At 69.1% G+C, this 15,213-nt stretch carries 10 protein-coding genes; 1 reads left to right on the plus strand and 9 read right to left on the minus strand.

The window, feature by feature from the left end:
* Positions 1 to 13: 13 nt before the first annotated feature.
* The 9 genes from rpe to R2K23_RS12850 all read right to left on the minus strand — a co-directional run bounded on the left by rpe (position 14) and on the right by R2K23_RS12850 (position 10,887).
* Positions 14 to 703 (minus strand): ribulose-phosphate 3-epimerase, encoded by a 690-nt coding sequence (gene rpe, locus R2K23_RS12810; protein WP_316509976.1) that lies wholly within the window; start codon positions 701 to 703, stop codon positions 14 to 16.
* Between the two features lie 9 nt (positions 704 to 712).
* Positions 713 to 2,056: a hypothetical protein gene (locus R2K23_RS12815; protein WP_316509977.1), complete on the minus strand. Its 1,344-nt coding sequence runs from the start codon at positions 2,054 to 2,056 to the stop codon at positions 713 to 715.
* 29 nt (positions 2,057 to 2,085) lie between these two features.
* Positions 2,086 to 3,741 carry a hypothetical protein gene (locus tag R2K23_RS12820; protein WP_316509978.1) on the minus strand — a complete coding sequence of 552 codons (1,656 nt, stop codon included), beginning with the start codon at positions 3,739 to 3,741 and terminating at the stop codon, positions 2,086 to 2,088.
* A 437-nt stretch (positions 3,742 to 4,178) separates the two neighbouring features.
* The gene (locus R2K23_RS12825) at positions 4,179 to 6,389 is read right to left on the minus strand and encodes a hypothetical protein (RefSeq protein WP_316509979.1); all 2,211 of its coding nucleotides are present in this window, start codon (positions 6,387 to 6,389) and stop codon (positions 4,179 to 4,181) included.
* Positions 6,386 to 7,657, minus strand: a complete 1,272-nt coding sequence (locus tag R2K23_RS12830) for a glycosyltransferase family 2 protein (RefSeq protein WP_316509980.1) — start codon at positions 7,655 to 7,657, stop codon at positions 6,386 to 6,388. The genes R2K23_RS12825 and R2K23_RS12830 overlap by 4 nt, the downstream gene beginning before the upstream one ends.
* A complete protein-coding gene (locus R2K23_RS12835; protein ID WP_316509981.1) occupies positions 7,654 to 8,478 on the minus strand; it encodes a glycoside hydrolase family 16 protein in 825 nt (274 codons plus the stop codon). Before R2K23_RS12835 ends, R2K23_RS12830 begins: the two co-directional genes overlap by 4 nt.
* Positions 8,475 to 9,134, minus strand: a complete 660-nt coding sequence (locus R2K23_RS12840; protein ID WP_316509982.1) for a hypothetical protein — start codon at positions 9,132 to 9,134, stop codon at positions 8,475 to 8,477. The genes R2K23_RS12835 and R2K23_RS12840 overlap by 4 nt, the downstream gene beginning before the upstream one ends.
* Positions 9,134 to 10,096, minus strand: a complete 963-nt coding sequence (locus tag R2K23_RS12845) for a glycosyltransferase family 2 protein (protein WP_316509983.1) — start codon at positions 10,094 to 10,096, stop codon at positions 9,134 to 9,136. Before R2K23_RS12845 ends, R2K23_RS12840 begins: the two co-directional genes overlap by 1 nt.
* Positions 10,093 to 10,887, minus strand: a complete 795-nt coding sequence (locus tag R2K23_RS12850; protein WP_316517253.1) for a glycosyltransferase family 2 protein — start codon at positions 10,885 to 10,887, stop codon at positions 10,093 to 10,095. The genes R2K23_RS12845 and R2K23_RS12850 overlap by 4 nt, the downstream gene beginning before the upstream one ends.
* 422 nt (positions 10,888 to 11,309) lie before the next feature.
* On the opposite strand from R2K23_RS12850, the gene R2K23_RS12855 reads away from it, so the two are divergent.
* Positions 11,310 to 15,200, plus strand: a complete 3,891-nt coding sequence (locus R2K23_RS12855; RefSeq protein ID WP_316509984.1) for an alpha/beta fold hydrolase — start codon at positions 11,310 to 11,312, stop codon at positions 15,198 to 15,200.
* The last annotated feature ends 13 nt before the right edge of the window (positions 15,201 to 15,213 follow it).

Genomic DNA, 15,213 nt, shown 5'->3' on the forward strand with positions numbered 1-15,213 from the left:
GCGGGGTCGAGACTCACAGCCGCAGATGCGGCGAGGCCGAGGCGGCCTGGTCGCGCAGCGACCGCACCGCCGCGGCGGGATCGTCGGCGCCGTAGACCGCCGAGCCCGCGACGAAGCAGTCGACGCCGGCGGCGGCGGCCTGCTCGATGGTGTCGGCGTTGATCCCGCCGTCGATCTCGACGAGGATCTTCAACTCCCCCGCGTCGATGAGCCGACGCGCGATCTCCACCTTCGGCAGCACCTCGGGAATGAACTTCTGTCCGCCGAAGCCCGGTTCGACCGACATGATCAGCAGGGTGTCGAACTCCCGCAGGATCTCCAGGTAGGGCTCCAACGGGGTGCCCGGCTTGATCGCCAGCCCGGCCTTGGCCCCGGCGGCGCGGATGTCGCGGGCCACCCCGACCGGATGGCTGGTGGCCTCGGCGTGGAAGGTGACGTTGTGGGCGCCGGCCTCGGCGTACGGGGGCGCCCAGCGTTCAGGTTCGGCGATCATCAGGTGACAATCCATCGGGATGTCGGTCACCTTCAGCAGGCTTTCCACCACGGGCATACCGATCGTCAGGTTCGGGACGAAGTGGTTGTCCATGACGTCGACGTGCAGCCAATCGGCCCCGGCGACCGCGGCGGTCTCCTCGGCCAATCGGGCGAAATCGGCAGCCAGGATCGACGGCGCGATCATCGGGGTATCGGGCGACTTCGACATGGGCTCACCCTACTGTGCACCCGGGCAGCCCAGGAGTTGAGTGCGGCGATCGAACCGGCCCGACGCCATGGTGTACATCCGGTCGCCGACGGTGTTCAGCGCGGCGTCGATGCGCTCGGGATCGAAGACGTTGCCGTGGAACTCAGCGGTGAGCCAGAGGTTGCCCGACATCGCCGCCGAGGTGACGGTGATGCCCTCGGGCCCGGCGGGATCGCTGGCGACCAGCATGTACGCCGAAGCCGGATCGGTGAGCGGCCACCGGCCCGAGTTCGGGGGCCAGCCGACGTTGGAGTGCAGCAACCGCATGCGTGGCCGAGCCGGGTGCAGGTCCTCGGCGTCCTGGCGGTGCAGGCGGGCCTTGAGGGTGCCCATCAGCAGGTTGGCCACCGGCCGCCCGCTGCGCGCGGAGCGATCCATCTCCGCCTGCAACCGGGCCAGGCCGCCCGCGCCGAGGGTGTAGTCCAGGCCCGCGGTGAACGGGCCCAGCGTGCTCGGCGCCGCCCCCAGATAGCGGCGGACGTCGAAGGGGATCTTGACCGTGTCGTCGACCCCCGGACCGGTATCGGCGAACGCCTCCCACAGCGCGTACGTGCACAGGGCCACCAGGCTCACACCGGGAAGGTGGACGTCGCGCTGGCGTCGGATCTCGGCGACCGCCGCGGCGGGCAGCCCCACCACCCGGGTGGTGGGGGCGGGACGGAACGGCCGGACCGGCGCCGCGTCCGCCTGATCCACCCGGTGTGCGGTCGCCTGCAAGGTCGCGCGGTCCCGATACTCCTTGACCACCGAGGCGACTCGATGGGGACTCGTGCCGAAGGTGCGCAGCGCGGCGCGCAGCACAGGGGAACGGCGGCTGCGGTACGCGGCGAGCAGGTCCGGGTCGGCGGGGTCGACGGCGCCGAGCAACACATCGAGGATCAGATGGACGAAGGCCACCTCCCCCAGCCCATGACAGAAGTCGATCGCCAATTGGTCACCGGCGCAGAGGATGCGGAGGCCACCGTCGATGTCGCGGTCGCGCAGGGCGCGCACCTGCGGCAGTAGCGCGGTGAGCGGGGATCCCGGCGGCGGGGCATCCGCCGCGTGGATGACCCGGGCCGCCTGCACGGGGATCTGCCGCCAGCGGCGGCTCTCCAGCGCCGGCTGCAGACTCAAGCGGGCCGGATTCCCGTGCTCGGCGAGCGCGGTGTAGCGGTCGAGGAGTTCGGCCCGCGACGGCAACTCCAGCGGGCCCACCAGCACCGTGGTCCAGCGCCGGGCGTGCTCCACGTCGAGCGCCGCGACTCGGACGCGTTTCAGCGGTTCGGCGACGGCGCGGCCCGGGAACGACGACCGGCCCCCTTTGCCGGGCAAAGGGGGCCAGCCGCGTCTGGGTCCGAGTGCTATTCGTTGCTCCCGGACTTGCTCTTGCTCTTCGAATCGCTACCGCTGTCCGACTTGCCGCTGTCCGACTTGCCACTGTCCGACTTGCCGCTCTCGGACTTGTCGCTGCCGGACTTGCTGCCCGCCGACTTGCTGTCGGACGTGCTGCCGTCCGACTTGGCGGCACCGGAGTCACCGTTCTCGGACTTGCTCTCCGCGGAGTCGCCGCCCGACTTGGTGTTACCCGACGTGCGACTGTCCGACCTGCTCGACTCACCCTTGCCGAAGCGGTCGGCGAGCTTGTTCCGGATCGACCGGAACTTGCTGGATCGGCTCTTCTCGACGGCGCTCTTGGCCGATTCGGCCGCCGGATCCGCCTGATCCGCCGACGCAGGCAGGTCCTCGACAGCGGTGTCCGTCTCGGCCGGGGCGGGCTCGGCCGGGGTCGTCTCGGTGTCGGTCGTGGGTGTGGTCTGGACGGCCTCCTCCCCCGCCTCGACCTTGTCCACCGGCGTGGTCTCGGCCGGAACCGTTTCGCCGTCGGTCGCCGGAGTGGTCTCCACCACCTCGGTCTCGTCGGCCTCGATCACCTTCTCGACAGCGTCCTCGGTGGCCTTGTCGGCTTCCGCCTCCGGCGACAACGCGTCGAGATCCAGGCTCAGCAGCTTGCTCGCCCGGGTCAGGCTCGTCGAGATCGCCTCCGGCAGCGCAGATTCCGGTGCCACGGTGAGTGCCATGGTCTCCGGCACGGCCGGGAAGCGCGGATTGATCAGCGCCCAGGTGATCTCCCGCGGCAGGGTGAACGCGAAGTACTCCAGCGTGCCGCGGTTGGTGAGCACACCGGCCCAGTCCCACGGCTGGTCGCTCACCCGCGGGTTGTAGCCGTTGAGGTAGGCGTTGAGCGTCTTGGGCGCGATGTCCAACAGCTCGCCGATCGCATTCTCCCAGTCGTTCGCCTTCACGGCCGCGGCGATGTCGTCGAGGCCCTCGGTGAACTGGAAGGCCGCGGTGACGATGGGCCCCAGGGTGAACAGGGTGAAGTCGGTGACCGCACCGCCTTGTCCGTCCGGGCCGACCAGCATGGCGTCCCAGACGTTGGCCAGCCGGTGGGCCCCGATGGTTTCGAGGATCTCACTGCCGATCGTGAGTTCCTTCAGCAGCGGCCAGGCTCCGCTGCCGAGGCTCCACAGGAAGTACTGGTTGAATTCGGCGAAGGCGTTGTTGAACTGCTGGTTCTGGAGGTAGCCGGCGACGTTCTCGAGCATCCCGTTGAAGTCGGGAAGATCATCAGGGACGTTCGGGTCCTGTTCCTGGCTCGCCTCGATCGCGGCCTGGATCCGCTCGGCGTAGCTGGGCAGGTTGTTGAGCACCTGCTGCCAACCCGCGGTGTTGGTCAGCACACCGGCGAACTCCTCCAGCACCACCGGGACCGCGCCGGCCAGCTCCTGCGCCAGCTGCGGGTACAGGGTACTCATCTCGTTCAGGCCGTACTGAACGTGACCGAAGGCGGTGTTGAGGGTGTTCTGCCAGGTCTGCAGCGGGTTGGCGGCGGCGGCCAGCTGGACATCGCGGGCCTGCGCCGTCGCCAGGGCGGGCACCGCCGCCGTCGCCGGGCTGGCCGTGATCGCCGACGCACCGACGAGTGCGACGCCGACGACCAGCGCCCGCTTACGCAACGGTGTGGAACGTGGAGACTCCGCCGGGGCCGCTGGCCCCGGCTGAGCAGAAGGTTCGAACGCCATGGTTCTCCTGGGTCAGGGGTGTGAAATGAATGGCCATCCGGCCGCCTGAAGATTAGCTGAGACTTTGTTGATGAACAACTGGTTCCTATTTGCTATTCAACGGTCTATTTGAATTCATATCGGATTTCCAGTCGGCCCCATTTACCACATCCATATCGCAGCGCGGGAGGTACGTAGTAACTTGAATTCAACTGTGCTTCATCTGTTTTCATCTCCACGCCCCTGCGCCACCAAAACTAACGAACCTTCTCGTACCGAAGACAGCAGCGATCGCCACGCCAGACGGACGCCCGCAGTTTGTCTTTGCTGTTATTTCGTGCGGTATTCGCCTTTATGGCCGCTTCGGAATTGGTCGGAGTCACCTTTCTGCGTTACTCGATGCGGGCCGGCCGTATCCTCGGGTCGTAGTACTCGTTGACGGCACGGAAGATGACCGTCTCTCCGTCCGACACCACCAGGGTGAACTTCGGTGATCGGTGCAGCGCGTCCTGGACGATCTCCACGGCGTCGGGGCGGTAGTCGCCGTAATAGCGCAGGGCGCGATTGGACTGCTTGCTGAAGATGACGTAGGTCTCGTACACGCCATTGGGTATCTCGTTGATCAGCATGTGCAGGTCGTGCTCGGAGGGAAAGTTCGCCTTGAGTTCCGGCAGGCGCGGATCCCGCCCATCCCACATGTCATAGGAGATCGGGTGGTCGTAATAGGAATTGAAGCGCGTCACGTCGACGTAGTCGGAGTTGACCCGGGTCGGCATGCCGCCCAGGCGCAACATGACATACCGCGTGCGCAACTCGGTGCCGGTCGTCAACTCGTTCATCAGCTCGATCTGCGCGGGAGTCTGGTAAACCAGCGGCCATAGCGCCACGTAACCGTGCAGCCCGGCCACCGACGCGGCGGTCAGCCCCAGCACGGCGGCTCCCCTGGCCGCGAAAGTGCGTGCGCCCGCTGCGGTTTTCGTCTTCCAGACCCCGTCGAGGGCCCCGACCACCGCCGGCGCGATCAGAAGCGACGTCCCCAGCAGCGCGTAGAGATACACCCGGAAGATCGCCTCGCCACCGTAGCTCTGCCCGAACAGCAGACCGAAGGACGAAAACGCGAGTACCGCGAGCGTGAACACCGGGCGCCGCCGGCGCCACCGCCACGCCGCGCACGCCAGCGCCGTGAGGATCACGACGGCCGACAGGCCACGCACCACCGCCGAGGTGAAATCCTTGGCCGGTAGCCCCGAGGTCACCACGTTGCTGGTCGCGTTGCTGACCGGGCTGCCGCCGGAGAGCAACCCGTAGGGCAGTACGGCTTCGAGGTTCATCAGCAGGTAGGCCAACACGATCACGCCCATTGCCGGGGCGATCCACCAGGGCCGGGCCCGCTTGGTCACGCACAGCACGGCCGCCACGCCCACAGCCCAGAACGGGGTGAGCTGATGGGTGGGAACAGTGGCCGCGTACACCAGGACCGCAAGCACGCCGCTGGCGGTGCTGCGCGGCGACGCCAGCAAGAGCACGATCATCCCGAATGCCAACGCCAACGACCAGGCCTGCGGCGAGAAGTAGTCCTGGCCAACCCAGTTGGTGACCTCGAGCAGGAACGCGGCGGTCACGGCGGTGCGGCGGGAGAACCCGAGTACCCGCGCCGCACTGTACCCGATCACCGCCAGGACCACATGTATGACCGGCGCGAAAAGATGTGCCATGTCGATCGGCGCGACACCGGTGACCGCGCTGAACCATGCGGACGTCACGAAGAAGGACGCCCACTGGGCGTAGATGTCGGTGCCGTCAGGTGGGATCAGACCGTAGTCCATGATGTAGTCGACGACGGCCAGGTGCTTGTAGGTCCAGTCGTAGAGCGGGACCTCCGTGGCCGCGAACGTGGTCACGCGGGACACGACGATCGCCGCGACGATCGCCACCGCGCCCGAGAGCACCTGGCGGTAGCGCACCGCGACCAGCAATGCCCAGGCGCACAACGCAATACCGACCGCCAACATCGGGCCGGTGCCGGAGAACAGCAGGCCGTAGTAGCTGGCGTCTGTTCCGGGCAGGCCCGGTACCGCGATCAGCCACAGCGCCACCGCCAACCCGCTGAGAGACATCGAGAGATACCGGGCCACAAGGGAGTCCGGGCCGGCGGACACCACCGTCTGCCAGCGCAGCGGGCGCGGCGCGGTCGAGATGTCGGCGCCGTGGCGGTAATACCAGTAGGCGCTGCTGAGCCCGACGGCCACCACCTGGACCCACAGCATGTCGTGTGGGCTCCACCGGTAGGACCACATCGCCACGATCGAGACCAGCGTGGTGATCGTCATACCCAGCACCGGCACCGTCGCCAACCGGGCCCGCGGCGGGATGCGCACCCACGTCAGGACCGCCGCTCCGGGACCCACCGCGATGAACACCAGCAGACAGACGGCACGCAGCACCGGCGGCAGACCCGTCAACGCCAGCGCGCCGGCCGCGGCCCCCACCACCGCGAGATCAACCTGACGGATGTTGGGCACCAGGACCCGGCCCTGCCGCACTGCGCCCGGCGAAACCGCGCGGCGGGGCCGTGTCCGTGGGGGATCGATGGTCGCGGTCATGACACCGGAACCGGAGCCACCGGCCGCGCGCGACGCCGCCGGCCGCGCCACAACGCGCGCGGGCCGCCGAGGACCGCAAGAACTTCCGTACGTCCCACCGACGTCGGCACCTCGCAGCGCAGATCGGCGCTCGGTTGCGCCACGATGGCGCCGTAATCGGCTCCGGTGCGCAGCGACAGCCACAGGTGGCGAGAGACGGTCCGGGCCACCAGCCGACGGTGCGTGCGGTCGAGTCCGACCTTGGTCAGCCAGGCCCCCAGGCCCAGCCCGTAGCCGCGCGCCTGGCTCAGCAGCGCGTCGTTGTCGCTACGGTGCCGGTGCCAGACGATGGCCCCCGGTTCGGTCGCCATGGCGTCGCCGGACGTCACCACCCGGAAGAACATGTCGAGGTCCTCGCCACCTTGGGCGGCGGTCCCGGCGCCGAGGGCTTCGTCGAACCCGCCCAGGTCGAGCACCCGCGCCTTCTTCACCGCGAAATTCGCTCCGGTGCCCAGCCTTCCGACCTGCAGCGGAAACAGCGGGACGTCGGGCGGCGGCATCGCCATGCTGACCACGCGGGGCGCCAGGCTGCCGGCCCAGGAGACCCGCTTCTCGAAATAGGCCTGCGCGGCGGTGCGCAGTTCACCGCTGGGGACCAGCCCTGCCACGCACGAGACCGCGCTGTCGCGGCCGAATCCGCGAGCTATCGCGCGCAACCAGTACCGATCGACGACGACGTCGTCGTCAGTGAAGGCGATCAGTTCGTGGCGTGCGGCCTGCACGCCGGCGTTGCGCGCCGTCGACAAACCGGGGACCGGTTCGGGGACACAGCGCACCCGCGGATCGCCGAGTCGCTCGACCACCCGCGCGGTGGCATCGGTGCGGGCCGCGTTGTCCACCACCACGACCTCGAAATCCGGATAGTCCAGAAGCAGGATCGACACCAACGCGTCGGCCAGCGCATCGGCGCGGTCCCGGGTGCACACCACCACCGAGATCGGCGGCAACTCGGCGGCTTCCGGCTCGGCGTGCGCTCTCGTGGCCGGCAGCCGGACACGCACCCGCCCGTCGACGATCGGCGCATCGACGAACGTGATCGGCCGGAACCGGTGACGCAGCAGTACGCGCGCATGCCGATACCCCTCGGCGTGGCGCGGGACCAACTCGACCCATCCGCCCGAATCCGGTGCGAACGCGTCGATGTCGAGCATCCCGATCCACCGGGCCTCCGGCCACGTCGGGTGCCCGTGCGGAGGCATCACCGGATCCAGCGTGACTGCGGCGGTCACAGTTCGGTCACCTTCACCCAATCCACCAACATGATCGAGGGATTCGGCGTGCTGGCATCCGGCGGGCCCGGCCACGAGCCGCCGACCGCGAGGTTCAACAGCAGGAAGAAGGGTGCGTCGAACACCCAGTCGGCGGGGCTGGCGAGTTCGGCCGGCGTGACCGTGAACAACGGCAGATGGTCGATGCCCATCACGATGCGTCCCGGGCTGCGCTCCACCCAATAGGTCCGGAACTCGCCGGCCAACGGGTGCGGCGCCACCGCCGAGGTCGAGACTTCCTGTCCCCGTTCGGATCCGGGCTTGGGGGCGTGGACGCCGAGGTGATAGTTGCGGGCGTCGTTGAGCGTCTCGATCACGTCGATCTCGCCGGACTGCGGCCACCCGACGGTGTCGACGTTGCTGCCGAGCAGCCAGAACGCGGGATGCAGGCCGGCCCCGGCCGGTACCGCGATGCGGGCCTCGGCCCTGCCGTAGGTGAAGTCCATGGTGCCGCGCGTGGTCAGGCGCGCCGACGTGATGCGCTGGTCGGCCTCACCTCTCGCGATGATCGCCAGGTTCCCGTCACCGTCGAGGCTCGCGTTCGCGGGGCTGTCGGTATACACCTGAAGCTCGTCGTTGCCCCAGCCGCCGCCGCCGACGTCGTAGCGCCAATGCGCGGCCGGCGGCGCACCGGCCGGTCCGTCGAAGTCGTCGAAGAAGAGCACCTTCGGTCCCGGGTCGGCGTGGCCGAGGGGGCCGGGCAGGGTGCAACCGCACAGCGCCAGCGCGGCGACCAGCGCGACCGTCGTCATCATCGACCTACCGAATCGGCGTCGGCTCATCGGGACTCCCCGACCAGCTGCCGATCTTCGAGGTTCGGACGGCGCCGCATCCCGACGCTGCCGAGCGCGATGACCGCGATCAGGATGCCGTAGATGGTCATGCGCTGCGCGCCGCCCATCCCGACCACATCGACGTGCCCGAAAGTGGCGAAGTACCCCAGCAGGCCGACGACGCCCGCCACCACGGCGACCACCCGTCGGTCGGTCGACAGCGGCGACGCCGATTCCATGGCGATGAACAGCGCGGCCACCGAACCCAAGGTCAAGAAGATCCCCATCAAGGTCTGATTCCAGGAGTAGTCCACGTTCTGGGTGATCACCCCGCTGCCGGCCAACGCGGCCCCGGCGATCCCCAACAGCAGGGCATGGCTGCGCTGCGTCACCCGCTGGACGACGAAACTCGCGGCGACGAGCACGATGGCCGAACCCGTCACCACGGTGGCGATGTTCATCACCGGGTACAACGCGCTGCAGGGCCAATTGCCTTCGGGGCCACAGAAAGCGACGCCGAGGTGCCCGGGAAGGTCTTCCCGGTAGCCGTAGTGGCCGCGCCAGGTTGCCGAGACCACCCATTCGGCCGGAAAGTAGAGCAGTGGCAGCAGCGCCACCCATCCCGACACCCGGGGGTCGCCCAGCCACCCCACGATCCTCGACATCACAGGTCCCTTTCCAGCCGCGACGTCGCCGCCAGGCCCGCGACGTACCCGACACCAGTCACGACGAGTCCCGCCGTCAGCGCCAGCATCCGGGTCGGCCGCCGACGGGCGTCCCACAGTCCCAGCGGCAGTGTTCGAGTCACATAGCAGCGCTCGCTCGCCAACGAGGACTGCCGCCCGCACAATCGGGTCAACACCGCCTTGCTGCGCCCCTCGTGGTAACAGCGGTGCACGAAGTACGACACCGTCGTCCGCTCCTGCGGCACCACGTGCGCCACGTCGAAGGACGTCGCCCGGACGACCCTCGCCTCGGGATCGCGCCGAGTCAGGGCGATGCCCATCATCGTCTCCTCACAACCGGCCGGCACCGTGTCGATGCGTCCGAGTTGTTCGGAGAAGCCACCGATCTCGTGCAGTGCCCGTCGCCGCACGGCCATCGCGGCGCCGATCGGGTTGCGGATGGCGGCCCCGTCCGAGGGCAGTCCGCGGTAGTCGCAGCCCACCACCCAACCGAATTCCGGTGGGAACCAGCGCGGCCCGTGACCGTCGACCCATTCCGGATGCACCGCTCCGCCCAGCGCGGTGACGCCCGGATCCGCGAAGCACCGCCGGACGCCGTCGAGGGCGCTCGGCCCCGGCACCGCGTCGTCGTCCAGGAAAACCACGACCTCCGCGCGCGCGGCCTCCAGTCCCGTGTTGCGGGCGCCGGAGAGGCCCCGCCCGAAACCGTTCTCTACCACCGTGACCCGACGGTCGTCGTGGGCGGCCGCCAAGCGGCGATACATGGCGGGGTTGCCGTCCACGACAATGATCAACTCGTCGGCGCCGCTCAGCTGCGCCAATGTCGCGGTCACCGCCCGCGCCAGCGTGTGTCGACGTTGTTCGGTGTAACAGCAGATCACCACGCTCAGCGACACCACCGCCGGCCGGGTGGTGACCACGTCGTCCGCCTCTGCGGTCATCGCCACGAACTCGCGGGGATCCCCGAAGGTGACGCCCGGTGTTCCCGTCGTTCCCGTCCGATCGTGCGCAGCACCCGAAAGCCATCGGTGACGGCATTGAGGTTGCTGCGGCCGTAGAGGCGCTTCTCCTCGAAGCTGCCCACCTCACGGATGGACCATCCGTTGCGGGCGGCACGCACGTTGATCACGGTCTCGATCTCGAAACCGTCGCCCCACTGCGGCTCGGTGGCCTGGGTCGAAGGAAGGTCCAACCAGGCCAGGTTGCGCCGCCAGAAAGCGTTGTAGCCGTAGCACAGATCGCTGAACCCGGTGTCGAAGATCTGGTTGACGAGCCAGTTCAGGCCCTTGTTGCCGAACCGTCGAAGATGGGTGATGTCAGCGCTGCCCCCGCCCTGGGAGAAGCGGCTGCCCTTGGCCAGGTCCGCGCCGCCGAGCAGCGCCTCGACGAACTTCGGTATCTCCGCGGGGTCCGTCGAGCCGTCCCCGTCGATCATCACGATGATGTCGCCGGTCGCCGCCTCGAAGCCACAGGCCAGAGCGTTCCCCTTGCCGCTGCGGGTCTGCGAGATCACGGTGGCCGTCGGCCACAGCGTGCGTGCGACATCGATGGTGCCGTCCTCGGATCCACCGTCGACGACGACGAGTTCGTCGATCGGGGGCAGCCGTTCGGCGACGTGGGGCAGGTTGCGGGCCTCGTTGCGGACCGGCAGGACGACGGTCACGGTGGGCCTCTCCGCCTCGCCACGTCCGTCGTCGCGGGGCAGGTCGCGGCCCGAGTCGGCGTCCAGCATCGCCGTGGGTTGAGCCCACGACGCGCCCTCGAAACGCCGCAGGTTGTCGCCGTTTCGGGGCTCTGCGTGCACTCCCACGCCGGGGACAATCTCAGTCACGTCGTGAAACTCCTTGTCACGGCCAGGTTCTCCCCGCGCACACCGCCGCGGACTGGATCGTCGTCGGGCCCGCCACCGCGGACTGTCGGATCTAGCAAATGTCGGCGAAAGTTTGGGTTGCCTAAGTTCCGCGCCACTGTAACGAAACCCTCACCGTTTCGGGGGGCCACGTCACAGGCTATGACGCGGCTCACAGCGATGGGTAGCCTAACCAAACCCTGAGCATTTCTAGTAGCCTCGGCGCACGACCGCCGACGACTGATCCGGCCTCGCCGCCACCCGGCCGCCGTGCACCCTGACTCTGCACACCTAGGAACCGAACGATGCCCTCCTCAGGCCAGTCCGACGCGCGAAGTGGCCGACAAATAGCCGTTGCGCCAACCGGATTGGCCGTCGCCGTCGACACGGACGACCGACCGCGCACCGGACCGCGGGCCGCCGAGCGCGGGTCGGCGCGGCAGCCCGTCGAGCACCCGAAACTGCAGGGCCGCGCGCTGGGTATCGACATCGCCGCAGTGATGACGTCGAGCGCCGCGACCGGGGTGCTCGGCTTCGCCTTCTGGACGGTGGCGGCCCGCGGCTACGACACCGCCGAGGTCGGCCGCGCCTCCGCGATCATCTCTTCGGCGACCTTCATCGCAATTCTGGCAAACTTCAGCCTCGGCAGTCTGTACGAGCGCTTCCTCCCCCTCGCGGGCGGTCTGACCCAGCGACTGGTACGGCAGGGCACCCTGTTCGCCGCGACGGTGGGGCTGGTATTCGGCGCGGCGTTTCTGATCCTCGGTCCCCGCGTCCAGCTCTTCCCGACTTGGTATGAGGCGGCGCTGTTTCCGGCCTTCGTCGCGGTGCTCGCCATCTATGCGTTGCAGGACCAGGTACTGATCGGACTGGGCCGAGCTCGCACGATCGCCACCAAGAACATCAGTCAGTCGGTCACCAAGTTGATCGCGGTGGCGGCGCTGATCCCGCTGGCGACCGGGGCGGCCATCGTGGGTTCCTGGGTGGTCCCGGCCGCCGCGATCACCGCGATCATCTCGGTGGTGGTGATCCGCCGCGAAGCCGGCCGGCGCAGCGGACCCTCGACCCTGCCACCGACCCGCGAGGTGTTCCAGTTCTTCGCCAGCTCCTATGTCATCAGCGCCGTGACCGTCAGCGTGCCGCTGTTGGTGCCGCTGATCGTGGTGGCGCAGCTGGGCACCGAGATGAACGCGTATTTCTCGATGTGCTGGTTGGTCATCCACACACTCGGGGTGCTCATCGGGGCCACCGCCGCCCCCTTCATCGCCACCGCCTCCACGCCCGGAGCCGACCTTCGTTCTTGCACTGCACGTTTCGTGCTGATGTGCGGCGGTGCGGCGGTGGCCGGCTCAGTGGTGCTGATCGCCACCGGACCGCTGATCCTCGGCATCCTCGGCCCGGGTTACGCCGAGCACGGGACCACGCTGATCCGGATGATGGCGCTCACCCTGCCGTCGGTGGCGCTGATGACGGTCTACACCGCGCTGGCGCGGCTGCGCCGGCGGCTGCGCCTGGCCGTCACCGCGCAGATCCTGCTCGGAACCACCGTGGTCCTCGGGGTCATCTTCACCACGCCGCGCTGGGGTCTCAACGCAGTCGGCTACAGCTACCTGGCCGCCGAGCTGCTCTGCACCATCATCCTGGTCGGCCCGGTCGTCGCCCAGCTACGCAAGATCGCCGGCACACCGCACGAACAGAGCCCCGCGACGACGGCGGCCCCGGGCGCCGATCGACCGGAACCGCCGCCGGTCGCCGACATCGAGTACGCCTCGGTCACCGAGCGCTTCGGCGAGGTGGCGCGCGCCCACCCCGAGCGCGTGGCGCTGCGCACGACAGCGGGGGACCTCACCTACGGTGCGCTGCACACCGCCGCGACGCGGTGGACGGCGGCACTGACCGAAAGCGACGCCACCCGTAGGGTTTTGCCCCTCGTCGGCGACCTCACCCCGCAGACGGCGGCGGTGATCCTCGGCAGCTTCGCGGCCGGCGTCCCCCTGGTGCCGCTGGATCCCGCCCTGCCACCCGATCGCACGCGCGCGATCCTCGACACCCTGACCAAGCACGGATATCGCTACGACCAGATCGCGACCGACACCGCCGAAGCACCGACCGCTGAGGACGTCCCGACGCGGCCACCCGCGCCGACCATCCGGTCGGTGACCAGCATCCAGTTCACCTCGGGCTCCTCCGGCGAACCCAAGGCGGTCCTGCACACCCACGGCACCTGGCTCAGCGACTGGATTCTGCATCGCGATCGCTTCGGCATCCTCGCCGGCCGGAAGATCGCGCTGTGCATGCCGGTGAGCTTCGCCGCCGGCCTGAATGTGCTGGTCGGCTCGCTGTTGTCCGGCGCGGAGGTGATCGCCGTCGACCCCCGCCGGCAACCGCCGGACGTCGTCCTCGACCGGCTCGACGGCGCCGACATCGTGATGTGCACCCCGTCTTTCCTGCAATCGGTGAGCGGCTACGCCGACGGCCGCACCCTCGACGGGGTGCAGCGCATCGTGACCACCGGGGAACCGGTGTACAGCAACGTATTCCGACAAGCCCGCGCGCTCGCTCCCAATGCGGTCCTGACCAACTGGGCCGGCTCGTCGGAAACGCTCGGCATCGCGCACTTTGATGTCTGGCCCACCGACGACGTGCCGGCCGGCGGGATCCCGGCCGGCATACCGGTCCCCCACAAGCACCTCGCCATCGACGAGCGGGGCCGCCTCACGGTGACCTCGCGGTACCTCGCCGCCGGGTATCTCGACCCCTCCGGCGCCCAGACCGAGTTCGTCGAGAACCCGGACGGCACCGCGACGTTCATCACCAGCGACCGCGCCCGCCTCACCGAGGACGGCGTCCTGGTGGTGCTGGGCCGCGGCGATGCCGCTGTCAAGATTCGCGGTTACCTGGTCGAACCCGCCGAGGTCGAGGCCGCCCTGATCGATTGTCCCGGCATCCGGGAGGCTGTCGTGGTGGCCGACATGGCACGCGATACCCCCGTGCTGATCGGTTACGTCGCACCCGAACCCGGCGTACGAACCCCCGCGGTCGCCGACATCCGCGCCCATCTGCACACCCGCCTGCCGGACTGGATGGTGCCCACCCACGTCGTGTTGCTGGAGTCGTTGCCCCGCAACGAGCGCGGCAAGGTCGACCGGCGGGCGCTGCCGGCACCGACCCGCGGCCCGATCGAGGCGCCGGCACCGGGAGTGGAATCCGAGATCGCCGCGGAGTGGGCCCGGGTGCTACGCCTGGACGAGGTCGGACGCAACGAGAACCTGTATGCGCTGGGCGGGGATTCGCTGTCCGCACTGCAACTGGTCACGACGCTCGGGCGCCGGTACTGCGTCGACCTGACGCCCTCGGACCTCGCCGCGGCCCCCACCGTGGCCCTGCTCGCCGAGGTGGTCGAGGCGCGCCGGGACGGACTGACCCCGGCGCGGCAGACGCGGCTTGCCCCCACCACGGTCGTGTTGCGCGCACCGACCGCCCGGTCCCGAAACATCCTGTTCTGCTTCGCCGGAGCGGGCGCTTCCGCGTTGTCGTTCGCGCCGTTGGCCGAGCGCGCCGCGGACACCACCGCGGTGGTCGCCTTCCAGCCGCAAGGATTGGCCAACCGCGCCATACCGGACTGGTCGGTCGACCGCGCGGCGGCACGCCATCTCAAGGATCTGCTGGCCGTGCAACCCACCGGACCTTACTGGCTCGCGGGCCATTCGCTGGGCGCGTTCATCGCGATCGAGGTCGCCAATCACCTACGGGCGCGGGGACACGACGTCGAGCTGGTCACCATGCTGGATCCGATCCTGCCGCCGAAAACGGTGCGGGCCGCGCGGGTGACGCTGCCCGAGGCACGCTCGACCCTGCTCGATCAGACGCCCGCGGCCCGCGGTGCGCTGTGGAAGCGTCGCCTCGGCCTGCCGCTGGCCGGACTCCTCGACGGCGGCCCACGCCAGAAGGAAGAGGCCCTGCGCGAGGTCGGCGTGCGCGTGGCCCATCTGCACCGGCCCCGGCCCTACTCCGGCCCGACATTGTTGGTGCTCAGCAGCTTCAACGTCGACGACGAACGCATCTGGGCGCAACTACTGCCCGGCGAGGTGACGCTGCGGCGGATCCCCTGCGACCACAACTCGATGATCCGCGAACCGCACATCGGCCGGGTCGTCGAACTCATGGAGTCGATGGGAACGCCGGAGTCGGTGTGAACGCCGCGGCCGG

It is taken from the genome of Mycolicibacterium sp. MU0050 (genome assembly GCF_963378085.1).
In the GTDB taxonomy this organism is placed as follows: domain Bacteria; phylum Actinomycetota; class Actinomycetes; order Mycobacteriales; family Mycobacteriaceae; genus Mycobacterium; species Mycobacterium wendilense.